Below are 23,757 nucleotides of genomic sequence, written 5' to 3' on the forward strand. Positions count from 1 at the left end.
GGCCGAGACCGACGTCCGGTGCGCGGCACGGGCCCGGGACAAACCCCCACCCCCCAGCCCCCCTACCCCACACCCCCGCCACCCCCCAGCCCCCCCCCACCCCGCCCCCCCCGTGCGGTCGAGCTCTCTCCGCTCGTGGGCGACGGTGATGAATCGGCCGGCACCGCGATGGATCGGCACCGCGATGGACCGGCCGGCACCGGACGAAGTCAAGTGCTGAGCAGCCTGCTCTTCTGCTCGGCGAACTCCGCCTCGGTCAGGATTCCCTGCTCCTTCAACGCTCCGAGTTCCTTGAGTTGATCGATCCGGCTGCTCATTTCGTCCACCATCGGCGGAGCAGCCGCGGGGGCGGGCGCCGAGTACGGCTGCGGGGGTTGGGCGTACTGCTGCTCCTGGACCTGGTTGCCCTGTTCGGTCCAGCGGCCCGCCTGGCGTCGCGAAACGCGGTTGGAGACCGCCGTCGCCGTACCGGCGACCACGGCGGTGCGTGCTACCCCTCGAAGAAGACCAGGCACGTCATTCTCCTCTGCTGATGTCGGCCGGCCCGACAACCCGTTCGCCGGGCCCTGCACTGCCTTCCAGCATGGCACCTGCCGCCGGGGGCCGCCGTGCCACCACTCGGGGGGTGTACCGCGCGGCGTTCACGCCGGAGGCATCGACGCGATCCGGCGGGTGGCGGAGCGCAGGGCGAACGCCATGACCACTTCGAAGACGCCGAGCAGGACGAGCCACAGTCCCAGCAGCCGTGTCAGGGCGACCGCGGAGTTCACCGGGAAGCAGAGGACCACGATGCCGGCGACGGTGCCGAGGGCCCCCAGGGCGAAGAGGAGGCCGCGGTGCACGAGCGCGCGGTCGGCGATCGCGACGTACGCCGTGAGTACGCCGGTCAGCAGCCAGAACACCCCGACGATCAGGGACAGCGCGCCGATCGTCTGCATCGGATGCCGAAGCACGAGGACGCCCGCCAGGAAGGCCAGCATGGCGATCAGGACCCCCGCCAGCCGGCTGCCGCCCCCGTCACTGCTGTGCGAGAAGGCCGTGACGAAACGGAAGCCGCCGGCCACCAGGAGCTGGAGCCCGATGATGACGGCCAGGACGTGCAGCGTCTCGTCGGGCCATACGAGGATCAGGATGCCCGGGATCAGTGTCGCCAGGGCGAAGCCGAGCGCCCAGTGCCACGAGCCTCCGAGCCGCTTGAGGAAGTCCTCCGGATCGCTCTGCGTGTGCTGCGGTACCGCGTCGGGGGATACGGACATCATGCCTCCCGGGCCGACCGGAGAGCCCCGTAGGGACCTCGAGGCCGTCGGATGTGCCTTGTCTGCCAGGCCTCATTTTAGGTCGTCGCGGTACGGCTCGCCCGGTCCGGGCGGGTGAGCCGACGCCCCCCGGCCCCGCGTCCGGCCGCGGGAGGCTCAGGGACACCTCGCACTCGGGTCGTCGTGGACGAGGGCGCAGACCATCTGCGCGCCGCGCCGGCGGTCCGGGTAGGTCCTGAGCAGTTCGGCCTCGAAGTCGTTCCACTGGCGTGCGATCTCGGCGGTTGCTCCGTCGACGGCGCGGTTGAAGTTGTCGCCTGTTTTCGAGCGGGGGGACGCGGCGGTGTCCTTGTTCAGGGCGCGGTCGTGCGTGACGCGACCCGCGCAGTCCTCGGACCTGAACCCGGTGGAATCGAAGTCGGGGTAGCAGCCGGTCGTGAGGTCCGCGGGTACGCGTGCGCGTGCGTCCCGGGACCAGTCGGCGTCCGTCATGGTGCTGTAGCGGCGGACGTCGAGGAAGGGGGCGACGTCGGTACGGGCCAGTCCCGGAGGGTTGTCGAGGCCGACGGGACCGGGGGCGGCCCGGTCGGACCAGTTCGAGTGCGCGTAGAAGTCCTGGATCTGGTGCCAGCCCCGACCGAGCTGCTCCAGGACCTCGCACTTGGCACGGTCGGCGGTCTCCTTCCAGGCGCAGTGGGAGGACAGGTCGCTCTGGTCGGTGCGGATCCCGCCGCGCTCGTCGACGAGGCCGTCCGCCGCCCGGACCGCGTCGCGGAAGCGGGCGACGGCGGTACGGATGCAGGCGAGGAGCTCGGTGGTGGCCTCGTCCCGGCTGCGGGGATAGTCCCGGACGTACCGCGGCGCGAGGAAGTCGGCGTTGTCGCAGTGCAGGGGGCCGATGGCGAAGTATCCGCCGCGGTCATTGGCATTGATCGCGCCGTCGCGCGCATCGGCCATCTCGGACAGCGTGGCCGGCTCCCAGGGCAGGGCCGCGCGAGTGATGCTCTCGTGGTTTCCCCCGCTGAAGGCAGCGGCGGGGGAGGGCGGTACGGCTGCCAGGGCGAGCACGACGGCAGCCGCGAAGGTCGTTCGCGCAGAGCTGGGCAGCGCGCGCTGGGACATGCGACGCTCCGGTCGTACGAGGGGTGCGGAGCCGGGGGACCCGGGCGGCCCGGTGGGAGTCGTGGTTCCGCCGGAGACGGACGTCTGCCGGCAAGCCTAACGAACGAAGGGTGCGGACGCCCGACCCCTCGGTCTGCTTCCCACCCGCCTCGCCCGCGGAGCGGGGTCCCGTACGTTCCTGACCGGCGCGGCGACGGATCCCGACCGGTCCGCACCCGCGCCCCCATGCGCGACACCCGGCGAGGTCCTAGGGTTGAAGCGAAGGCGTACCAGCGATCATGGACATCTTCTGCGGTCGTCCCGGCACCCCCCGGTCGGGCGGAGGCCGCTTCGAAGTCCGAGGCGGTGGCGGAGGCGATCCGGCGCACGGAGCCGGGCGCCGCTCCCGTCCTCGGGAACCGCACATCCGGGCAGGAGTGTGATGATGGCCCAGACCTCGGCCACTGCGATGCGCGCGGTGCCCCACAGCAGCCCTGAGGAACGCGCGGCCCGCGGCAGGGACGCCCGGCGCCGCTCGCCGCGGTCGCAGCACGCCGTGTACCGGCCGCCCGCGGACCGGCCCGATCCTCTGGCGATCCTGGACGAGCAGTCCTCGGTGCGAGTGCCCGAACTGGTCCCGATCCGGTACACCAGGATGTCCGAGTCTCCCTTCCGGTTCTACCGGGGAGCAGCCGCGATCATGGCGTCCGACCTGGCCGGTACCCCGGACTCGGGGATCACGGCCCAGCTGTGCGGGGACGCGCACCTGCTGAACTTCCGGCTCCTGGCCTCTCCGGAGCGCCGGCTGATGTTCGACATCAACGACTTCGACGAGACGTTGCCCGGTCCCTGGGAGTGGGACGTCAAACGGTTGTCGGCGAGCCTCGTCATCGCCGGTCGGGCGAACGGTTTCGACGACGCCGAGCGCGCACGCATCGTGGGCTCCGGCGTGCGCTCGTACCGCGAGGCCATGCGGGGTTTCGCCGGTATGGGCAACCTCGACGTCTGGTACGCGAAGATCGACGCGGAGCGTCTGGAGACCCTGACCGCCGGTCACCTCGACGCGAGCGGACGCAAGAAACTGGCCGGTGCGCTGGCCAAGGCCCGTACGCGTGACGCCCTCCAGGTCTTCGAGAAGCTCACGGAACGGGTCGAGGGCCGGACGAGGATCGTGGCGGACCCCCCGCTTCTGGTGCCGGTCGCCGACATCCTGCCGGACCTCCAGCGCGATGCGCTGGAAGACCGGTTCCGCGGGCTGCTCGATCGCTACGGCCAGACGATGGCGAGCGACCGGCGGGCGCTCCTGCGGGACTACCGGCTGGTGGACATGGCCCGCAAAGTGGTGGGTGTCGGCAGCGTCGGTACCCGCTGCTGGATCCTGCTCCTGCTCGGCCGCGACGACCGGGACCCGCTCTTCCTCCAGGCCAAGGAGGCCGACACCTCCGTGCTCGCCGCCCACGTCGGCGCGAGCGAATACCGCAACCAGGGGGAGCGCGTGGTCTCGGGACAGCGGCTGATGCAGGCGGCCAGCGACATCTTCCTCGGCTGGGAGAGGCTGGAGGGGATCGACGGCCGGCAGCGCGACTTCTACATCCGCCAGCTGCGCGACTGGAAGGGGATCGCCATGCCGGAGACGATGTCGCCCGAGCAGTTGAAGATATTCGGCGATCTCTGCGGCATCACCCTGGCGCGTGCGCACGCGCGGTCGGGCGACCGGATCGCGATCGCCGCCTACCTGGGCCGCGGTGACACCTTCGACCGGGCCCTGGTGGCCTTCGCCGAAGCCTATGCCGACCAGAACGAACGAGACCACCACGCTCTGGTCGACGCCGTACGCGCGGGCCGGCTGCCCGCTCAAGAACCGGCACCGGCCTGACCGCGTGCCGGGCGACTCTTGAGCGTTCCCGTCCCGTCCGACCTCGGCGAGCAGGCCGGAACGGGTCCGAGCCGCTCAGAGGGTGCCGGTCTGCGTGCAGACGTGGGGCCCACGCGCGGAGGCCGCGGGCGGCGCTTGTGGAAGCGGGGCGCACTCTTTCGGGGGCTGCGTAGGGCGAAGGTTCGGATACACCAGCCGTCTCATTCCACGGCGCCGCGCCGGTCCTCTCGCCGAGGATGGGTGCTGTCATGACGGCCTGCTCCTTCCTGTTCCCCTCACCACTCCCTCCTCCTTCCGCTGCGGCGTCCTCGATCGCCGCCCGTGGCTGTCTGACGCTTCGACAGCCGTGAGGCCGTAGACGCGCAGATCCCGACCCCGCTTCGCCATCGAGCGGACTCGGCTGGAGGGCCCCCTCCCGGCTCGCCTACGACGCCGAGTCGTGCCTGTGCGGCCGTTGTCCTCGGCCTGACGCCGACCACCCGTCATGGGGGTGGCGGATCCGTCACGGCCCCGTGCGTTACCCGAGCAGCAGGAGCCCATGTGACCATCCAACGCATCGACGTGATCCACCCGGCCGACATGAGTCCGACAGACGTCGCAGTGTGGGGCGAGTTGCGGGCCGGGACGGCACCTGTGGCCAATCCCTTCATGAGCCCGGAGTTCTGCCAGGCGGTCGGCCGTGTCCGGCCGGGTGCCAGGGTCGCGGTGGTGCGCGAGGACGGCGAGCCCGCCGGCTTCTTCCCCTTCGAGCGCGGTCGTTGGGGCCGCGGCCGCGCGATCGGCCTGGGCGTCTCCGACTGCCAGGGCGCTGTCCTGCGCCCCGGCCTCCACCTGGATCCGCACGAGCTGCTGCGGGCCAGCTCCCTGGCCGTGTGGGAGTACAACCACCTGGAAAGCGGCCAGGACCTGTTCCTCCCCTTCGCGACGGGGCGGTTCGCCTCGCCCGTCCTCGACCTCACCGGCGGCTACGCCCACTACCAGGACCTGCTTCGCACTCGCTCCCGCACGTTCCTGAAATCGACACTGGCACAGGACCGCCGTCTCGGGCGCCAGGTCGGACCGCTGAAGTTCGTTTTCGACGAACGGAGTCCGGCGGCCTTGCGGACGCTGATGGCGTGGAAATCCGCCCAGTACCGCCGGACGGGCCGACGCGACCGGTTCGCCCAGGACTGGATCCTCAACCTGGTACGCATCCTCGCCGACACCACCGCGCCCGACTGCTCGGGCGTGCTGTCGGTGCTCTACGCGGGCGACCGGCCTGTGTCCGCGCACTTCGGGCTGCGCTCGCGCACCGTCCTGTCGTGCTGGTTCCCCGCGTACGACCGGAACTTCGCCAAGTTCTCACCCGGGCTCGTTCTCCACCTCCGCATGATCGAGGCGGCCGCCGCCGCAGGCATCGACATGCTCGACTTCGGCAGGGGTGACGCCGCCTACAAGGATTCCCTCAAGACACGGGAGCTGATGGTGCACGAAGGCGCCCTTCTGCGGCCGAGGCCCGGTGCGGCGGTCCACTGGCTCAGCCGCGAGCCGTCGCGTGCCGTCCGCCGCTTCGTGCGGGAGCGGCCGCAGCTCAAGGCCGCGGCCGTGCACACCCTGGAGACCATCGGCAAGATGCGTGACCGCCGCACCTGAGCCGCACCCGCCGGCACCGGCACTGGCACCGGCCGCCAGGGCGGTCCCGGTCCTGCCGGTGGCCGGCCGCCGCGTCCCGTCACGAGGTGGCGCGGTCCGCCCCCCGGTGCCCCACGGGGACGCCCAGCCGGTCGGCCAGGGCGGTGAGGGTCGCTCCCAGGGGGAGCGCGACCCGGGTGACGGCGTGCCGGTCGCCGCGGGTCGGGTCCCGGTTGACGATCAACACGGGCTTCCCCGCCAGCGCCGCCTGGCGGACGAACCGGAGCCCGGACATCACCGTCAGCGAGGAGCCCAGGACCAGCAGCGAGGTCGCCGCGCCGACCAGTTCGCGGCAGTGCTCGACCCGCCGCGGCGGAACGGCCTCGCCGAAGAACACCACGTCCGGTTTGAGGATGCCGCCGCACTCCGCGCAGGGCACGGGGGAGAAGTCCCCGACCTGTTCGTCGGTGAGGTCGGCGTCACCGTCCGGGTTCAGCGCGGCGGGCACCGGATCGAAGCCCGGGTTGGCTGCCTCCAGCCGCAGGGCGAGTTCACGGCGCGAGCCGAGAGCGCCGCAGGAGAGGCAGACGACCCGGTCCAGGCTCCCGTGCAGTTCCACCACGGCCTCGCTGCCGGCGGCCTGGTGCAGTCCGTCGACGTTCTGGGTGATCACACCCGAGAGCAGACCGTGCCGCCCGAACGCCGCCACGGCCCGGTGGCCGGCGTTGGGCCCGGCACGATCGAACGCGCGCCGGCCCAGGTGACTGCGCGCCCAGTACCGGCGCCGGGCCTGCGCGCTGGCGGTGAACTCCTGGTAGGTCATCGGGGTGTGCCGGCGCAGGCTCCCGCGCTCACCCCGGTAGTCCGGAATGCCCGACTCCGTGGACAGGCCCGCCCCGCTGAGCACCAGCACACCGCCGGCCGCCAGTGCGTCTGCGACCGGCTCCGGATCCGTGGTACCGGGCGGTACGTCCTCGGTGGGGGTCCAGCTCAGAGTGGGGCGCATGCGCATGCCGCCAGCGTACGGAACGGGCCCCGTCCCCGCACGGGGGCGCCTTTCCCACCCGGACGGATGCACGCCCTCGGTCCCGGGCCCGGCCCACCTGTGGCCCGGGAGCGCGCGGCGCGCGGCCGACCGGGCGTTCCGGCGGCGTTCCGGCGAGACGGCTCAGCGCGGCCATGCCGAGGCTGTCCTGGGCGTCGCATCCGCCCGAGGGCGACTCGACGTGCGGGGCCCGCCCGACCTCGTCGCCCCCAGCGCCGGAAGAGGGGTGTCTCGCCCGGCTCAGAGGGCACCGCAGTCAGAAATCACGAAATACATTTCACGTATTCCTTGACGGGTGTGCGTCCGGCACGCCATGCTCTGGGTCACGCGGTCACACAGGCAGCGGTGTCGAGGGGAGTCCTCGGTCACGAAAGTCGAGTCCCGGGGAGCTGAGATGGAAACCCTCACCACGCGATCCGCAGCCGGTACGGCTGAGGCCGTGCCGGAGACGGCCATGCCCGAGACGGCCGCGGCCGGCTCGGAGCTGCTTCCCCGTATCCCCGACGCCCGCGAGGTCGCGCCCGCAGACGCCCGGGCCCTCTCCAAGGTCTTCTTCGAGCGGCTGCGCACCCTGGAGGAGGGCACCCGGGAGCGCCAGTACGTACGCAACACCTTGATCGAGATGAACCTGTCGCTGGTCCAGTTCGCGGTGCGACGCTTCCGCGACCGCACCGACGGTACGGAGATCGAAGACATCATCCAGGTCGGCACGATCGGTCTCATCAAGGCCATCGACCGCTTCGACCCGACCCTCGGCAACGAGTTCACCACGCTGGCCCTCCCCTACATCACCGGGGAGATCAAGCGGCACTTCCGCGACACCACCTGGGCCGTCCACGTTCCGCGACGCCTCCAGGAGCTGCGCATCGCACTGGCCCGGGGCAAGGAAGACCTCAGCACCGTGCTCGACCGTACGCCGACGGTCCGGGAGCTGGCGGAACACCTCGGGCTCAGTGACGAAGAGGTGATCGAGGGCTTGGTCGCCGCGAACGGCCACTCCAGCCAGTCCCTCGACAACGAGCAGGACGAATCCTCGGAGACCGCTCCTCGCCCCCTGGCCGAGATGCTCGGCGACGAGGACCCGGCCATGGGCCTCTTCGAGGACATCCACACCCTCGCCCCGCTGCTGGAACGGCTCGAAGGACGCGATCGGCTCATCCTGCAGATGCGCTTCGGCCAGGAGATGACGCAGGCGGAGATCGGTGCCCGGCTGGGCATCTCCCAGATGCAGGTCTCCCGGCTCCTCTCGCGCACCCTCGCCCGACTCCGTGAGGGCATGCTCGCCTCCTGATCCCGCTCGCGCCGGCAGCTTCCGACGTGCACGGCCGCCCCGGCCCCGCCCTGCGGCGGGGCCGGGGCGGCGCGACGGTGGATTTCCACAGGTCGTAGAGTGCGGAGGCGTGCGGAGGGCGGTGTGGTCGGATGCAGGACGAGGTGTGCGCGGATGAGGCGGCAGAGGGGCCGGAGCGGCTCGCGGGCGCGGTAACGGCCTCAGTCGTGTTCGAGGGCTGGGAGAAGATCGCCGATGCCCGGCACCTGGCCCGGTCGTTCCTCGCCGATGTGCGGGTGCTCCAGAACGGGCTGCCGGTTTCCCCTCGGGTCCTGGACCTGGTGGAGCTGGTGGTCAGCGAGCTGGCGACCAACGCCCGCAAGTACGCGCCCGGGCCTGCTCGGCTGACACTCGACGTGCGGGACGAGTGCGTCGAAGTGAGCGTCTGGGACAGCAACCCGACCCTGCCGACGATCATGCCGCCGGACCCGTTTCGGGTGGCGCAGCACGGCTTGGAGATCGTCGCGGCCGCGGCAACCAGCCTTCGGATCCGCCCCGAGTCCGTAGGCAAGCGGATCACGGCGAGCGTGATGCTGGACACCGACTGAGGGGTCTCCCTCGCGGTCCACACCTGCGCGCCCCATCGGCGGCATGGAAAATCGGGACTTGGTTTAGCCTTTGCGGGTGACGCTCGAGGTTCGAGTGCGGCCTGGTCAGGAGAGATGGGGCAGGGATGGTCAAGCCGGCGGACGCCGTACCGAGCGAGAAGGCTTCGGGGGCGGTGGGTGAGCAGCAGCTTCGTCAGCTCTTGGCCGGGCTGACGTCCGTGCGCGACGGTGATTTCGGCACCCGTCTGCCCGATGAGACCGACGGGCTGCTGGGGGAGATCGCCACCGTCTTCAACGGAATGGTCGACCAGCTCTCCCTCTTCACCTCGGAGGTGACCCGTGTCGCCCGCGAGGTCGGTACCGAGGGCACCCTGGGAGGGCAGGCCGTCGTCCCGGGCGTGTCGGGGACGTGGGCCGACCTGACGGACTCGGTCAACGCGATGGCGGGCAACCTCACCACCCAGGTCCGGGACATCGCGCAGGTGGCCACCGCCGTCGCGCGCGGCGACCTCTCGCAGAAGATCGACGTGGCGGCCCGGGGCGAGATCCTGGAGCTGAAGGACACCGTCAACACGATGGTCGACCAGCTGTCGTCCTTCGCGGACGAGGTCACCCGTGTGGCCCGCGAGGTCGGCAGCGAGGGCCGGCTCGGCGGCCAGGCCGAAGTGCCGGGCGTGGCCGGTGTATGGCGGGACCTCACCGATTCCGTGAACTTCATGGCCGGCAACCTGACCGACCAGGTCCGCAACATCGCCCAGGTGACCACGGCGGTGGCCAAGGGCGACCTGTCGCAAAAGATCGCCGTGGACGCCCGGGGCGAGATCCTGGAGCTCAAGAACACCATCAACACGATGGTCGACCAGCTGTCCGCGTTCGCGGACGAGGTCACGCGCATGGCCCGGGAAGTGGGTACCGACGGCCGCCTCGGCGGGCAGGCTGACGTGAAGGGCGTCTCGGGCACCTGGCGCGACCTCACCGACTCGGTGAACTTCATGGCCGGGAACCTCACCGCGCAGGTCCGGTCGATCGCCGAGGTCGCGACCGCTGTGGCGCAGGGCGACCTCTCGCAGAAGATCCGGGTCGACGCCCGGGGCGAGATCCTGGAGCTCAAGACGACCATCAACACGATGGTCGACCAGCTGTCCGCGTTCGCGGACGAGGTCACGCGCGTGGCCCGCGAGGTCGGCACCGACGGCCGGCTCGGCGGGCAGGCTGACGTCAAGGGCGTCTCGGGCACCTGGCGCGACCTCACCGACTCGGTGAACTTCATGGCCGACAACCTGACGGCCCAGGTCCGCTCCATCGCGGAGGTCACCACGGCCGTGGCGCAGGGCGACCTGTCGCAGAAGATCCGGGTGGACGCGCGCGGGGAGATCCTGGAGCTCAAGGAGACCATCAACACGATGGTCGACCAGTTGTCCGCGTTCGCGGACGAGGTGACGCGGGTGGCCCGTGAGGTGGGCACCGAGGGCAACCTGGGCGGTCAGGCGACGGTCCGGGGGGTCTCCGGGACCTGGAAGGACCTCACCGACAACGTCAATGTGATGGCCTCGAACCTGACCGGTCAGGTGCGCTCCATCGCCCAGGTGGCCACCGCTGTGGCGCGCGGTGACCTGTCGCAGAAGATCGTGGTGGAGGCGAAGGGCGAGGTCGCCGCGCTGGCCGGGGTCATCAACACCATGGTGGACACGCTGTCGGCGTTCGCCGACGAGGTCACCCGTGTGGCGCGTGAGGTGGGCACCGAGGGCCGGCTCGGCGGCCAGGCCCAGGTCCCGAACGTGGCCGGGACCTGGAAGGACCTCACCGACAACGTCAACTCCATGGCGAACAACCTCACCGGTCAGGTCCGCAACATCGCCCTGGTCACGACGGCCGTCGCCAACGGTGATCTGTCCAAGAAGATCGACGTGGACGCGCGCGGGGAGATCCTGGAGCTGAAGACGACCATCAACACGATGGTCGACCAGCTGTCCGCGTTCGCCGCCGAGGTCACCCGCGTGGCCCGTGAGGTGGGCAGCGAGGGCCGGCTCGGTGGCCAGGCCGAGGTCGAGGGCGTCTCCGGCACCTGGAAGCGCCTGACCGAGAACGTCAACGAGCTCGCCGGGAACCTGACCCGGCAGGTCCGGGCCATCGCCGAGGTCGCCAGCGCGGTCGCCGAGGGCGACCTGACCCGCTCGATCACGGTCGATGCCTCCGGTGAGGTCGCCGAACTCAAGGACAACATCAACTCCATGGTCGGCTCGCTGCGCGAGACGACCCGGGCCAACCAGGAGCAGGACTGGCTCAAGTCCAACCTGGCGCAGATCTCCGGCCTGATGCAGGGCCACCGCGACCTCGCGGTCGTCGCGGAACTGGTCATGGACGAGCTGGTCCCCCTGGTCGAGGCCAGCTACGGCGCCTTCTACCTCGCCGAGGAGAGCGACGGCGAGACCTGGCTCGCCCTGATCGGCTCGTTCGGCCGGCCCGCCGACAGCCCCGCCGCCCATCGCGTACGCAGCGGCGAGACCCTGGTGGGCCAGTCGGTCCGCAGCCGCCGCATCCTCAGCACGGACAACGTGCCGCCCGGGTACCTGATCTCCTCCGGGCTGGGCGGAGCCGCTCCCGCCAACCTCATCGTGCTGCCGATCATGGTCGAGGACCAGGTCCTCGGCGTCATCGAGCTCGCCTCCTTCAAGCCGTTCACACCGGTGCACCGCGACTTCCTCGGGCGACTGATGGAGACGGTGGGCGTCAACGTGAGCACCATCGTCGCCAACGCCCGCACCGACGAACTGCTCGGCGAGTCCCAGCGGCTCACCGTAGAACTCCAGGCCCGCTCGGAGCAGCTGCAGGTCCAGCAGGACGAGCTGCAGAGGTCCAACGCGGAGCTGGAGGAGAAGGCGGCGCTCCTCGCCACGCAGAACCGCGACATCGAGACGAAGAACCTGGAGATCGAGCAGGCGCGCCAAGAGCTGGAGGACCGCGCCCAGCAGCTGTCCCTGGCGTCGAAGTACAAGTCGGAGTTCCTGGCCAACATGAGCCACGAGCTGCGCACCCCGCTCAACAGCCTCCTCATCCTGGCCCAGCTGCTCTCCCAGAACCCCGGCCGCAACCTGACCCCCAAGCAGGTCGAGTACGCCGGGATCATCCACTCCGCCGGCTCCGACCTCCTCCAGCTCATCAACGACATCCTCGACCTGTCGAAGGTCGAGGCCGGCAAGATGGACGTCAATCTGGAGCGGGTGTCGCTCAAGAAGCTCCTCGACTACGTCGAAGCCTCCTTCCGCCCGCTGACGACCCAGAAGGGCCTGGAGTTCGACATCACGACCGCGCCCGGCGTGCCCGTGGACCTCCTCACCGACGACGCCCGGCTCCAGCAGATCCTGCGCAACCTGCTGTCCAACGCGGTGAAGTTCACCGAACGCGGCCGGGTCCAGGTCCGCATCGAGCCGGCAAACGCCGCCGAGCTCCCCGCGGAACTGGCGCGATCCGGATCGGTCGTGGCCTTCAAGGTCGCGGACACGGGCATCGGGATCGCCGAGGAGCAGCTGGAGGTGATCTTCGCCGCGTTCCAGCAGGCCGACGGCACCACCAGCCGCAAGTTCGGCGGGACGGGCCTGGGCCTGTCCATCACCCGCGAGATCGCCCGCCTCCTCGGTGGTGTGGTCACGGCCACCAGCACCCCCGGAGCGGGATCGGTGTTCACGCTGTACCTGCCGGTCGCGGGCGGCGCCCTCTCCGACCACGGTGCCGGGGCGCCCGCCCTGGAGGAGAGCACCGACGACCACGACGAGACGCCGGACGGCGCCGGCCCGGATCCCGCGGCCGACAACCACCCCCGACGACTCCTGGTGATCGAAGAACGCGCGGGGGGTCTGCTGAGCCTCGTCGCCGAGAGCGCCGCCTCGGACGTGACCGCCGGACGGGCCGCGTCGGACCCGGCCGAGCGGGTCGAGGTCGTGACGGCCCGGACCTCCGGGGACGCCGCCACGATGCTCGCCGAGTCACCGTTCCACTGCGTGGTCCTCGAACTGGACGCCAAGGGCGAAGCCCTGCGTTTCCTTCGGGCCCTCGCCGGAGACACGGCCCTGGCTTCCCTGCCGGTCCTCGCCCACGACAACCGGCGCATGAGGGCGGACCTGCACGAGGAGGTCGCCTGCCACGCCACCGGTCGCCACCTGGAAATGCTCAGCAGCCTGGACGAACTCCGGGAACGGATCGCCCTGCACCTGTCGGTCGAGCGGCTGCACGACGTGCTTCCCCTCGTACGGCCCGAAGGCGACCAGGTCCTGCCGGATCACGCCCACGTCGACGCCAGCCTCGCGGACAAGTCCGTCCTGGTCGTCGACGACGATCCGCGCAATCTGTACGCCATCAGCGGCATCCTCGAACTCCACGGCATCCGGGTCCTGCACGCGGAGAACGGCCGCAAGGGCATCGAGACCCTGACGAGCACCCCCGGCATCGACCTGATCCTCATGGACGTGATGATGCCCGAACTGGACGGATACGCGGCCACGGCAGAGATCCGAGGCATGCCCGAATACGCCGGGCTTCCCATCATCTCCGTCACGGCCAAGGCCATGCCGGGAGACCGGGAGAAGAGCATCGCCTCCGGATCGAGCGACTACATCACCAAGCCCGTCGACGCGAACGATCTGGTCGCCCTGCTCCGTCAGTGGCTCCTGCCCAAGGACGCCCCAGGAGCGTCCCGTGCCTGATCCGATCACCTCGCGCGACCTCAACGGGGTCGAGGACCCTCTCGGCGCGCGCCGGACACCGGCCGGAGAGGAGCCCCGGGGTGCGGTGGTGGCCGCCGGCACCGCGCCGGCGGGCGAGGTGGGCCGCCTGGCCGCCACCGTTCAGCGGCTGCGCCAGGAGGCCCTCGCGGCTCAGGAGGACGCCGACGGGCGTGCGCTGATCGAGCTGGCCAAGGGCATCCTCGTGGGACGCCTGGGATGCGGGCCCGGCGAGGCCTCCCGGCAGCTGGCCAAGCTGGCCGAGCAGGCGAACACCACGGCACTCGCCCTGGCGGTCGACGTCATCAACCAGGCCGCACGCGACCACGTCAGCGAGGTCGCACAGGAGTTCCTCAAGGCCGCTGACGGAGAGCCCGCGGCCGTGGGCGAGACGGCACCCGTGGTTCGACTGCGGACTGTCGAGAGCCGCATGCTCGCCGCCACCGACTCGGAGGCCGTCGCCGCCGCCCTGCTGGAGAACGCGCTCGGAGCGCTGGGCGCCAACGGGGTCGCGATCTGGTCCGTGGGGCCGGACTCCTCACTCGCACTGGCGGGCCAGGCCGGCTTCACGGCGGAGGACGCCGACCGCTGGCGGTACGTGCCACCGGAGGTGGCCACGTGCGCACGACTGGCGGTGACGAGCCGGGAGCTGACGGTCGTGGAGTGCCTCTCCGACGCGGGCATCCCCACCATCGGCCGCCGCCAGTACCCGGACGGCGGACGTGTCATGGTCCCCACCGGCACCGGCGGACGCATCATCGGCGTACTGGAGATGCGCTGGCCGGGGTCCCTCCCACCGCGGACGACCCCCCTCCTGCGCCAGCTGGAAGCGCTGGCCGAACTGTGCGCCCACACCCTGGAGGAACAGGCCCCCGACCCTGCACGTCTGACGCCTCCTGTGCCGTACCTCGCGGGTGTAGCGGAACTCACGGACCTGGCGCAGCAGTTGGACGACCCCGTGCTGGTCCTCACCCCCAGCCTCGACTCGACCGGACAGCTGGCCGACTTCCGCATCCATCACGCCAACTCCCGGTTCGCCGACCCCGCCGGGCGCCCCAACTCGATGGTCACCGGAGCCCACTTCCTGGAGGCCTATCCCATGGCCGCCGAGGACAACGGGCTCTTCTCGATGCTGGAACGCGTGTACGCCACGGGGGAACCGTGCCAAGCGCCGCACACCGCGCTGACGGCCGTCGTCGACGAGGTCCCGCTCACCACGGTGGCCGACGTCCGGATCAGCCGGCACGGTGCGGCCCTCCTCCTGATCTGGAAGTTCGAGGACGAGACCGCCCGGCTCGCCGCCCTGCTGCAGCACGCGCAGCGCCTGGGCCGTGTCGGCGGCTTCGAGGAGAACAGCACCACGGGTGAGATCAGCTGGAACGGTCAGCTCTTCGCACTGTTCGGGATGCCGTCGACGGCATCCCCGGTCCCACTCCAGGAACTGACCAGCCACGTCCATCCGCACGACGCCAACTCGGTCGGCCGGTTCCTGCGCACCCTCCTGCACCAACTGCGTGAGTCCTCGGTCGATTTCAGGCTCAACCGCGCGGACGGGATCGTCCGTCACATCCGCATGGTGGCGGAGCCCGTCCTGGACCACCACGGCCGTCTGGTCGCCGTACGGGGAGCCTGCCAGGACATCTCCTCCCAGCACTGGACCGAGGTGGCGTTGGCGGCCACCCGGGACCAGCTCGCCGACAGCGAGGCCGAGTCCGCGGACCGCACCAAGCTCGCCCTGCAACTCCAGCAGGCCATCATGCCCCCCGCCCCGGCCCCGCTGGAGGTCCCCGGCATCCGCATCGCCGTGCGTTACCGCCCGGCAGAGTCGCACTCCCTCGTCGGCGGCGACTGGTACGACTCCGTGGTCCTGCCCGACAACAAGATCCTCATCAGCGTCGGTGACGTCGCCGGTCACGGCATCCAGGCGGCCACCGGCATGGTCATCCTCCGCAACGCCCTACGAGGCCTCGCCGTCACCGGCGCCGGCCCCGCCCAACTCCTGACCTGGCTGAACAGGGTCGCCCACCACCTCACCAGCCACCTCACCGCAACGGCCGTCTGCGGAATCTACGACCCGGCCACCCGCTCCCTGCGCTGGGCGCGCGCCGGGCACCTGCCGCCCGTCCTGGTGCGGCGGACACAGGCCCGTTCCTTCTCCATGACCTCCGGCCTCCTCCTCGGAGCACTGCCCGACGTGGAGTTCGAGGAGGAAGAGGTACAACTGGAGTCCGAGGACATCCTGCTCATGTACACGGACGGCCTCGTGGAGCGCCGGGACGTCTCCGTCACGGACTCCCTGGCGCAGCTGCTCGCCGTGGCCTCGCGCCCCGCGGAATCACTCGAACGGCATCTCGACAACCTGCTGACCTACAGCGCGTCCGACACCGATGACGACACCTGCCTGATCGGTATTCAGGTGCGCTGATCACCCCCGCCCCCTGCCGCCCCCGGCCCGGCCCGGGCTGCCGGATCGGCTCGTCGTGCTCTGCACGGCGGGGCGGGGGCCGGCGCTGCCCGGACGCAGAATCCGTTCCGCCTCGGCCGGCCCGCGGAGATCTCACCTTTTCCGGGCCGGCCGCTCCGGCGCCGTTCCCCGAGTGGCGGCGCCGTCGGGTGCGGGCCCTGCCCGCCACCGCGATGAACGCCGTGTTGATCTCCCGGCGACCAGGTCAACAGCCTTGAGCCGAAGGTCTTCGTGCTGGGGTGAAACATTTCTGCTTGGTCAGCGCGTCAGTGAGGTGGACTCGACCGAGGAGGGAGCCGGCATGCACGTGGCTGTGCCTGATCGCGACGTGGAGAGGTGCGTCGCGGACCCTTTGCGGTCAACCACCCCTCCTTCGGCGGAACATGTCGGGGTCAACTGATCAGGGCACAGTTCGGATTCGGCTTCATGCGCCTGCCACGGGTTCAGATCCCTGACAGGAAGAAGAGTGGGCGCACCCTGCCGCGTCGGCGCGTGCGTCCGGAACCACTGACCGCGTGAGCGTCAATTCTCCGATTCGTTCCATGCCCGGCGCCGGCCGCGAACGCGGCGTTCCAGAACAACGGAGATGGATTCCATACCACCGCAAAGAATGACTGGGTGCGCCTTCCGTTGGGGGAGAGGGAGGGTTGGCTGGAGGTGGCCCGCATGCACCGACGGAGAACGGCCGCAGCAAGCGATTCCCGTTATGAGTTCGCACTGGACGGCGCAAACATTCGTGACCTTGCGAGTTTCTACTGCGCCATCGGTGAGGCGATGAACGGTCCCGGTGGATACTACGGCGCAAATCTGGCAGCCCTTGACGACTGCCTTTTCGGTGGAAGCGGCCCCGCCGCCCCATTCAGACTCCGCTGGCATAACTCGGAAGTGGCGATGCGGTCGCTCGGTCACCTCCCCACTTACATCGAAAACAAATCCGTAATGGATTTGATTGTCGAATGTCTTGCGAGTCGAGGAGTGGTTGTAGAATTTACGCCCTGATCCGAGTGTTCGGAGAGGCTGACCCTGCTGTGCGAGCGATGGGCGCACGGCTCCCACGGCTGCCGGTGGTTCCTGTTGACGCCGGAGAATGTCGTAGACCCGGACCTACGGATCCGAGCACATCTGCTGGACGGCGACTTCGCGGCATTCGAATTGCCCCTTGCGCCCGGGCAACTCGCCCGCCGCGCGTACCCGGGCGGCGTCGACGAACGCGCCCGGTGACCTCGTGAACCGGCCGCGGCCGCTCCGTCGATGTTTGGCGCAGGGGGAGGGGGAACACGGGCCTGGGGAGGTGATCGATCGTGCCCAAGTGGGACGAAGTGCCGGGAAGGGTCCGGGGGGCCGTCGCAGAACGAACCGACTACCTGCGGCGTGCCGCACGGGGAGCGGGAAGCGAACGGGACGACGTGGTCCTCAGTGCCAAGACCGTGATCGCGGCCATGGCCGCGTGGGTACTGGCTCGCTACCTCCTGCCTCCGACCGTTTCCACGTTCGCCCCGTTCACCGCACTGGTCGCCTTGCAGGCCACCGTGTACCGGTCGGTACGGGACTCGGCCCAGTACCTGCTCGCGATGGCGGCGGGGGCCGCGCTCGCCGCCACTCTGGCAGCCGTGGCGGGCATCCACGGGTGGACGTTCGGTCTCCTCACCCTCATCGCGCTCTGCGTCGGCAGGATCCGGCGGTTCGGGCAGCAGGGCACACAGGTGGCCATCGTCGGCTTCTTCGCGTTCTCCTCCGGTCAGGGGAGGATCGACTACATCGGCCACCTGGCCGCCTCAGTGGTCCTCGGCGCACTCTGCGGCCTCGCCGCCCACCTCGTCCTCGCACCGGCCCGCCACACCCATCACCGGCAGCAGGCCGTGGCGGACCTCTACACCGGCATGAGCCGCCGCCTCGACGCAATGGCCGAGACCTTCGCCGGACACGACCCCGACGCCGAGCGCGTGCGGCAATGGCGCCGCGACTGGCGCACGCTCTCCGCCGACTGCGAACGCATTCGGCACAGCATCGATACCGAGATCGAGAACACCCGTCTGCATCCCCGCCCTGGAACCGATGCCGCCGATATCGCCCTGCCCCGTGCCCGCGAGGCCGTCACCGTCGCGGAACGCGCCATGGACCACCTGCGCTCCCTGACCCGCACCCTCGACTACGCGCTGGACAGCGAAGAGATCAAGAACCTGCCCGAGTCCTTCGGGGCCGGCTTCAGCTCTCTGCTGCGCAAAGCGGCTGCCGCGATGGAGGAGATCGGCCGGACATCCCCCACTGACCCGGTTCTCCTCGCCGATCTGATGGGCAGTGCGGAAGCGGAGCTCGACCGGATCGAGCACCAGGAACGGGCGGCCGCTGACGCCCCGCCCGCAGTGCACACCCTCCAGGGCACCCTCCTCACGGACGCCGGCCGGCTGCTGGCAGACCTCCGCACCGGCCACCGAGCCCTCGCCTCGAAGCCCTGACGGCCGCGCGCCGCAGCCGGCCGGTCGTCCGTCGTCCGTACCCGGAGACCACGCACGGCTGGGCTGTCCGGGTGGAAGCCGTGCCGGTCGGCACGGCCGCGGGGTGTCGGGGGTACTGGAGCGGGCAGGGTCGCGAGGACACCCCCCTATCTGTGAAGGAGCGATTCCCCGTGGTTGACATGTGGAGCTACACCCCGCAGTCGGGCTACACGCCCGGTACCGATCTGGTCGGCTTCGACGTCGAGGCGACGGACGGGAAGATCGGGAGCGTGGACGAGGAGACGACCGAGGTCGGATCCGCCCGCCTCGTGGTCGACACCGGTTTCTGGATCTTCGGCAAGCACGTCCTGCTGCCCGCCGGCACGATCCGTCGGATCGACCCGCAGGAGCGCAAGGTCTACGTCGCCCTGACGAAGGACCAGATCAAGGACTCTCCCGAGTACGACAAGGACAAGCACCGCGGCGACGCCGTCTACCGCGACGAGCTCGGCCGGTACTACCGGGGCAGCAACATCGGCATCTGAGCCGCCTATCGACCGCCCCCGAGGAGCGCATTCCGCCCAGCGGCTGATGCCGGCTGTGGACGGGGGCGACGGCGGCGCAGAGGGCAACCGGGTCGGCCGGTGTCGAGCGGCCGGCGCCGGCCTGTTCATGGACGGCCGGCACCGTGCACAGGATCGGCGGCATGGCACCGCGTCCTGTTCAGTGAGCATCAAGGCCGTCGATCACGCGGCGGTGGGCCGGTTCTGGGCGGAGGCGCTCGGCTGGAGTGCCCCCGTCAGCCGTCAGCCGAACGCGTTCCTGCCGCAGTGGCCGTGCGCGGTACCGGGCGGCGCAGAGCGCGTTGCCGTGAGCGACCAGCACGTCGTCGCTGATGCGGTCCGGATCCGGGTAGTGCTCCCGGATCGTCTTGAGGTGGAGCTCGGCCGACAGCCCCGTCAGCCCCGTCAGCCCCCGCACGGCAGCGGGGGCCACCGACGGGCTCCTGGACGGGGCGCGGGTCACGGTGGAGGCCGCGACGTGCCCCGGTTCGGTCAGGGCCCGGTGCGACCGTGGCCGCCGGCTGAACCGGCGACCTCGCTGTTTGTCCGCCGGCAGTCACTCACGCCATCTCGTCGCGGATCGCGTTGCGATGTTCCTCGTAGAGGAGCCGCGCGTCATCGCTCGCGAGCGCCTCGGTGGTGAGGCCGCAGGCACACGTCACGACGGTGAGGCCGGACGGCATGCGCAGCGTGTGCCCCTCGGGGCTGGTCCAGGCCTTGCCGGCCGGGTTCTCGTAGCGGAGGTGGTGGCGGTACTGGGGCTCGCGGGAATGGCTCCCGGTGCGGCCGGTGCCGGGCTGGTCGCCGGTGGCGTGCTGATCACTCATGGCTCCAGTGTGGCTGCGTGCGGAGCGATCAACGGGATCGGCTCGTAGTCGGACCGTTCCGACTCGGCCGGATACTCGGTTCCGATCAGTGGCATGAGCGGCCGGGACGAGTCATGACGAGGCGTCCGAGGGCGTCGCTGAGGGTGCCGTTCTCTGCCGGCGCCGCTGGTCCGCGGCCCGCTGCCCGCCGTCCGCGTCGGGTCGTGTGCTCGGCTCCCGACCGTCGCGGGCCTCCACCGGCCCGCCTCGTCCGGCGCGAGCGCAGGGCGGCTGCGTGCACCGTCGGACGCTCCGCCCTGTGGGGCCGGGGGCTCGCGTTCCGCGTCCGCACGCCGCACGGCCCGGCCCGGGGCGGGTGGCGCTCCGTTCGCCCGGGGGGTCTGTTCCCACACGATGCGGCGTCCCGCTGTGGGGTGTGGCGCCATCGTGCGGCCGCGGCCCGCTTCCTAGGCTCGCACCCAGTTGGTCCCGATGCCCCGGCCAGACCTGGTCAGCGGCGTCCGGGCAGGGCCGAAGGAGTGGTGGATGAGTGTGGACAAGGTGGTCGGCGACTCCCTCGAAGCGGTGGCCGACGTCGAGGAGGGCGACTCCCTGGCGGTCGGCGGGTTCGGGTTGTGCGGGATACCGGGAGTGTTGATCGAGGCCCTGCGCGAGCGCGGAGTCGGCGGCCTGCGCGTGGTGTCCAACAACTGCGGCGTGGACGACTGGGGCCTCGGTCTGCTGCTGCGCGAGGGGCTGATCGCCCGCATGACCAGTTCGTACGTGGGGGAGAACAAGGAGTTCGCCCGTCAGTACCTCAGCGGTGAACTGGAGGTCGAGCTGGTTCCGCAAGGGACCCTGGCCGAGCGGCTGCGGGCCGGGGGAGCGGGCATACCCGCCTTCTACACACCCGCGGGAGTCGGAACGCAGATCGCGAACGGCGGTCTGCCCTGGCGCTACCGCCCGGACGGGAGCGTGGCGGTGGCGTCCCCGCCCAAGGAGACGAGGTCCTTCGGCGAACGCGAGTACCTCATGGAAGAGGGCATCACCACCGACTTCGCCCTCGTACGGGCAGCGGTCGGTGACCGGCACGGAAACCTCGTCTTCCACTCCTCCGCCCGCAACTTCAACCCCCTCGCCGCGATGGCGGGACGCATCACCGTGGCCGAAGTGGAGGACCTGGTCGAGCCGGGCGAGATCGACCCGGACCACATCCATCTGCCCGGCGTCTTCGTCCAGCGCGTCGTACGCGTCGCGGCCGACGATCCCGCGGCCGCGAAGCGCATCGAGAGGCGCACCGCGCGACCGCGTACCGAGGAGACCGTCTGATGGCCCTGACACGAGAGCAGATGGCGGCCCGCGCCGCCCGGGAGCTGGCGGACGGCTCGTACGTCAACCTCGGGATAGGTCTGCCCACCCTCATCCCCAACCACGTGCCGGCCGGTGTCGAGGTCGTCCTCCACTCCGAGAACGGCATTCTCGGCGTCGGGCCGTACCCGTACGAGGAGGACGTCCACCCCGACCTGATCAACGCGGGCAAGGAGACGGTCACCCTCGCCGCCGGTGCCTCCGCCTTCGACTCCGCGTTGTCCTTCGGCATGATCCGCGGCGGTCACATCGACGTCGCCGTCCTGGGCGCCATGCAGGTGTCGGCCTTCGGCGATCTGGCCAACTGGATGATCCCGGGGAAGATGGTCAAGGGCATGGGCGGGGCCATGGACTTGGTCCACGGTGCCCGCCGGGTGATCGTCCTCATGGAGCACACGGCCCGGGACGGCTCCCACAAGCTGGTGGAGGAATGCACACTGCCGCTCACCGGGCGGGGAGTGGTGCACCGCGTGATCACCGATCTCGCGGTACTCGACATCACGACCTCCGGCCTCCTGCTGCGCGAGGTGGCTCCGGGCGTCAGCGTGGACGAGGTGCGGGCGGCGACCGGCCCGGAACTGGCGGTCGCCACGGACCTGGCGGTCGGTGTCTGATCCGCCCGCCCGCGGCGATAGCAGGGCGGCGTCCACGGCGCAACGGGGCGAAGAACGCAGGCGCCGAGGCGGGCTGTGGGTCGCGGCTCCCTTCTGAGTCGACGTCCTCCACTTCTACATTTGCGGCCACCCCACGCACCGGTCGCCACTTCCCCCGCGGCCGTGCTGGGGTCGCGTGATCCGTTCCGATCGCGTGTCACCCGGAGAGGGAGCCGCCATGCCGTCGCGTGACACAGGTCCGAAGCCGAAGCCGAAGCCGGGATCGACCTCGAAGCCGAAAGGTCCGCTGCCGTCGTCGTCCGAAGTCCCCCGGCGTCCCGCGGAAAGGAAGGGTCGGTGGCGCCGTGCACTGAGCCGGGTGACAGCGGTCGTGGCCCTGGTGGCGGGGGCGGCCCTGCTGCCGCCCGCGGACGCACCGGCCACCGCCGCCGCGGCGGGCGTCTCCCTGCAGAAGGTCAGCAGTTTCGGCGCCAACCCCGGCGCGCTGAACATGTACGTGTACCGACCCGCCGGTCTGCCCGCCGACCCGGCAGTGGTGGTCGCGCTGCACGGCTGCACCCAGACGGCCCAGATCTACGCCGACAACTCGGGTCTGGCGAAGTTCGCCGATCAGCATCGCTTCATGCTGCTCTTCGCCGAGACCACCACCGCCAACAACGGCAGCCAGTGCTTCAACTTCTTCGAGCCCGGGGACAATCGGCGCGGACAGGGTGAGGCCGCCTCGATCCGTCAGATGGTCGCGCACGCCGGTTCCGCCTACGGCACGGACCCGGCGCGCGTCTACGTCACCGGTCTGTCGGCCGGCGGCGCGATGACCTCGGTGGTGCTCGCCGCGTACCCCGACGTCTTCGCGGCGGGCGCGGTGATCGCCGGCATCCCGTACGGCTGCGCGAACACCGTGTCGGCCGCGTACACCTGCATGAGCCCGGGCGTGGACCGGACGCCCTCGGCCTGGGCGCAGAGCGTCCGCGACGCGAACCCCGGGTACGCCGGCCCCTGGCCGAAGGTGACGGTCTGGCACGGCGACAACGACACCAAGGTCGTACCGAGGAACGCGGTGGAACTGCGCGACCAGTGGACCGCCGTCCACGGCCTGGACCAGAGCCCGGACCGCACCTCCACGATCGGCCCCGACCAGACCCGGAGGGAGCAGTACCTCGCGCCCGACGGCGCGGTCGCCGTCGAGGTCAACCGGGTTCCCTCCGTCGCGCACGGTACCCCGGTCGATCCCGGGACCGGCCCGCAGCAGTGCGGCGCCACCGGCACCGCGAACTTCATCCGCTCGATCTGCTCCAGCCACTGGGTCACCGCCTTCTTCGGCCTGGACGGCGCGGCCCCGGACCCCGGAGGACTGCCCGCCCCGAACGGCCTGAGCGCTACGGGAACCACGGACACGTCGGTCACCCTGAACTGGAACGCGGTCACGGGCGCCGCCTCGTACGCGGTGTACCGGGACGGCGCCCGCGTCGCCACGCCCACGACCGCCCCGTTCACGGACACGGGCCTGAGCGCGGGCAGCGGCCACGTCTACAGCGTGGCGGCCCGCGACCCGGCCGGTACGGAGGGCGCGCGCTCCGCCGAAATCACCGCCACCACCACGGGCGCCGCTCCCGAGTGCTGGACCGCGACCAACTACCAGCAGGTGCGGGCCGGTCGGGCCACCACCGCCGGCGGCTACGCCTACGCCAAGGGGTCGAACCAGAACATGGGCCTGTACAACACCTTCGTCACGCACACCCTGAAGGAATCACCCGCCGGCTACTACGTCATCGCCGACGGCACCTGCTCCTGACGCCGCGGCCAGGTCCCGTGCCGCCGTCCTGTGGTGCGGGGCCCCACGTCCGGGACCGGGCTTGTGGTGCCCGCACGCCTGCCCCGGGCGGTGTCCCCCGGCATAGCGTCCGCTTGCCCGCAGACCCCAACCCTCCGTGGAGGTATCCGTGTGCCCAGCGCCCCCGTCCACCCCCGCACGGCCGGACGACCGATCGCGCCCGCGGCGGCCGCGTACGCGAACCCTGCGGC

18 protein-coding genes are annotated in these 23,757 nt (G+C 70.8%); 12 read left to right on the forward strand and 6 right to left on the reverse strand.

Annotated features, from left to right (window positions below; genetic code table 11):
- Positions 1-209: 209 nt before the first annotated feature.
- The 3 genes from ACWFQ8_RS12530 to ACWFQ8_RS12540 all read right to left on the reverse strand — a co-directional run bounded on the left by ACWFQ8_RS12530 (position 210) and on the right by ACWFQ8_RS12540 (position 2,378).
- Positions 210-515, reverse strand: coding sequence for an SHOCT domain-containing protein (locus tag ACWFQ8_RS12530; protein ID WP_453786166.1), 306 nt, complete (start codon positions 513-515; stop codon positions 210-212).
- Positions 516-641: 126 nt separating this feature from the next.
- A complete protein-coding gene (locus ACWFQ8_RS12535; RefSeq protein ID WP_453786167.1) occupies positions 642-1,259 on the reverse strand; it encodes an HdeD family acid-resistance protein in 618 nt (205 codons plus the stop codon).
- A 153-nt stretch (positions 1,260-1,412) separates the two neighbouring features.
- Entirely contained in the window at positions 1,413-2,378 is a 966-nt protein-coding gene (locus tag ACWFQ8_RS12540) for a hypothetical protein (RefSeq protein ID WP_453786168.1), read from the reverse strand.
- Positions 2,379-2,802: 424 nt separating this feature from the next.
- Between ACWFQ8_RS12540 and ACWFQ8_RS12545 the strand changes: the two genes are divergently transcribed.
- Together ACWFQ8_RS12545 and ACWFQ8_RS12550 are read left to right on the forward strand one after the other, a co-directional pair.
- A complete protein-coding gene (locus ACWFQ8_RS12545) occupies positions 2,803-4,233 on the forward strand; it encodes a DUF2252 domain-containing protein (RefSeq protein ID WP_453786218.1) in 1,431 nt (476 codons plus the stop codon).
- Positions 4,234-4,812: 579 nt separating this feature from the next.
- A complete protein-coding gene (locus ACWFQ8_RS12550; RefSeq protein ID WP_453786219.1) occupies positions 4,813-5,865 on the forward strand; it encodes a GNAT family N-acetyltransferase in 1,053 nt (350 codons plus the stop codon).
- Positions 5,866-5,944: 79 nt separating this feature from the next.
- Here ACWFQ8_RS12550 and ACWFQ8_RS12555 read toward each other — a convergent pair whose 3' ends face one another.
- On the reverse strand, positions 5,945-6,856 hold the full coding sequence (locus ACWFQ8_RS12555) for an NAD-dependent protein deacetylase (RefSeq protein WP_453786169.1): 912 nt from the start codon (positions 6,854-6,856) through the stop codon (positions 5,945-5,947).
- 427 nt (positions 6,857-7,283) lie between these two features.
- Between ACWFQ8_RS12555 and ACWFQ8_RS12560 the strand changes: the two genes are divergently transcribed.
- The 7 genes from ACWFQ8_RS12560 (at position 7,284) to ACWFQ8_RS12590 (ending at position 18,929) form a co-directional block, all read left to right on the forward strand.
- A complete protein-coding gene (locus tag ACWFQ8_RS12560) occupies positions 7,284-8,180 on the forward strand; it encodes a SigB/SigF/SigG family RNA polymerase sigma factor (protein WP_453786170.1) in 897 nt (298 codons plus the stop codon).
- Positions 8,181-8,311: 131 nt separating this feature from the next.
- Positions 8,312-8,767, forward strand: a complete 456-nt coding sequence (locus tag ACWFQ8_RS12565; RefSeq protein ID WP_453786171.1) for an ATP-binding protein — start codon at positions 8,312-8,314, stop codon at positions 8,765-8,767.
- Between the two features lie 125 nt (positions 8,768-8,892).
- The gene (locus tag ACWFQ8_RS12570; RefSeq protein WP_453786172.1) at positions 8,893-13,467 is read left to right on the forward strand and encodes a HAMP domain-containing protein; all 4,575 of its coding nucleotides are present in this window, start codon (positions 8,893-8,895) and stop codon (positions 13,465-13,467) included.
- Positions 13,460-15,910 carry a SpoIIE family protein phosphatase gene (locus ACWFQ8_RS12575; protein ID WP_453786173.1) on the forward strand — a complete coding sequence of 817 codons (2,451 nt, stop codon included), beginning with the start codon at positions 13,460-13,462 and terminating at the stop codon, positions 15,908-15,910. Before ACWFQ8_RS12570 ends, ACWFQ8_RS12575 begins: the two co-directional genes overlap by 8 nt.
- A 705-nt stretch (positions 15,911-16,615) precedes the next feature.
- Positions 16,616-16,948, forward strand: coding sequence for a barstar family protein (locus tag ACWFQ8_RS12580; RefSeq protein ID WP_453786220.1), 333 nt, complete (start codon positions 16,616-16,618; stop codon positions 16,946-16,948).
- Between the two features lie 302 nt (positions 16,949-17,250).
- Entirely contained in the window at positions 17,251-18,405 is a 1,155-nt protein-coding gene (locus ACWFQ8_RS12585; RefSeq protein ID WP_453786174.1) for an FUSC family protein, read from the forward strand.
- 179 nt (positions 18,406-18,584) lie between these two features.
- Positions 18,585-18,929 carry a PRC-barrel domain-containing protein gene (locus ACWFQ8_RS12590; RefSeq protein WP_453786221.1) on the forward strand — a complete coding sequence of 115 codons (345 nt, stop codon included), beginning with the start codon at positions 18,585-18,587 and terminating at the stop codon, positions 18,927-18,929.
- A 178-nt stretch (positions 18,930-19,107) separates the two neighbouring features.
- Here ACWFQ8_RS12590 and ACWFQ8_RS12595 read toward each other — a convergent pair whose 3' ends face one another.
- Positions 19,108-19,380, reverse strand: a complete 273-nt coding sequence (locus ACWFQ8_RS12595) for a hypothetical protein (protein WP_453786175.1) — start codon at positions 19,378-19,380, stop codon at positions 19,108-19,110.
- 127 nt (positions 19,381-19,507) lie between these two features.
- Positions 19,508-19,774, reverse strand: coding sequence for a hypothetical protein (locus ACWFQ8_RS12600; protein WP_453786176.1), 267 nt, complete (start codon positions 19,772-19,774; stop codon positions 19,508-19,510).
- A gap of 525 nt (positions 19,775-20,299) precedes the next feature.
- On the opposite strand from ACWFQ8_RS12600, the gene ACWFQ8_RS12605 reads away from it, so the two are divergent.
- The 3 genes from ACWFQ8_RS12605 to ACWFQ8_RS12615 all read left to right on the forward strand — a co-directional run bounded on the left by ACWFQ8_RS12605 (position 20,300) and on the right by ACWFQ8_RS12615 (position 23,527).
- The gene (locus ACWFQ8_RS12605; protein WP_453786177.1) at positions 20,300-21,082 is read left to right on the forward strand and encodes a CoA transferase subunit A; all 783 of its coding nucleotides are present in this window, start codon (positions 20,300-20,302) and stop codon (positions 21,080-21,082) included.
- Complete coding sequence (locus tag ACWFQ8_RS12610) at positions 21,082-21,735, forward strand: CoA transferase subunit B (protein ID WP_453786178.1); 654 nt, start codon at positions 21,082-21,084, stop codon at positions 21,733-21,735. Before ACWFQ8_RS12605 ends, ACWFQ8_RS12610 begins: the two co-directional genes overlap by 1 nt.
- 358 nt (positions 21,736-22,093) lie before the next feature.
- The gene (locus ACWFQ8_RS12615) at positions 22,094-23,527 is read left to right on the forward strand and encodes an extracellular catalytic domain type 1 short-chain-length polyhydroxyalkanoate depolymerase (protein ID WP_453786179.1); all 1,434 of its coding nucleotides are present in this window, start codon (positions 22,094-22,096) and stop codon (positions 23,525-23,527) included.
- Positions 23,528-23,757: the final 230 nt, after the last annotated feature.

It is taken from the genome of Streptomyces sp. NPDC055254 (assembly GCF_053606025.1).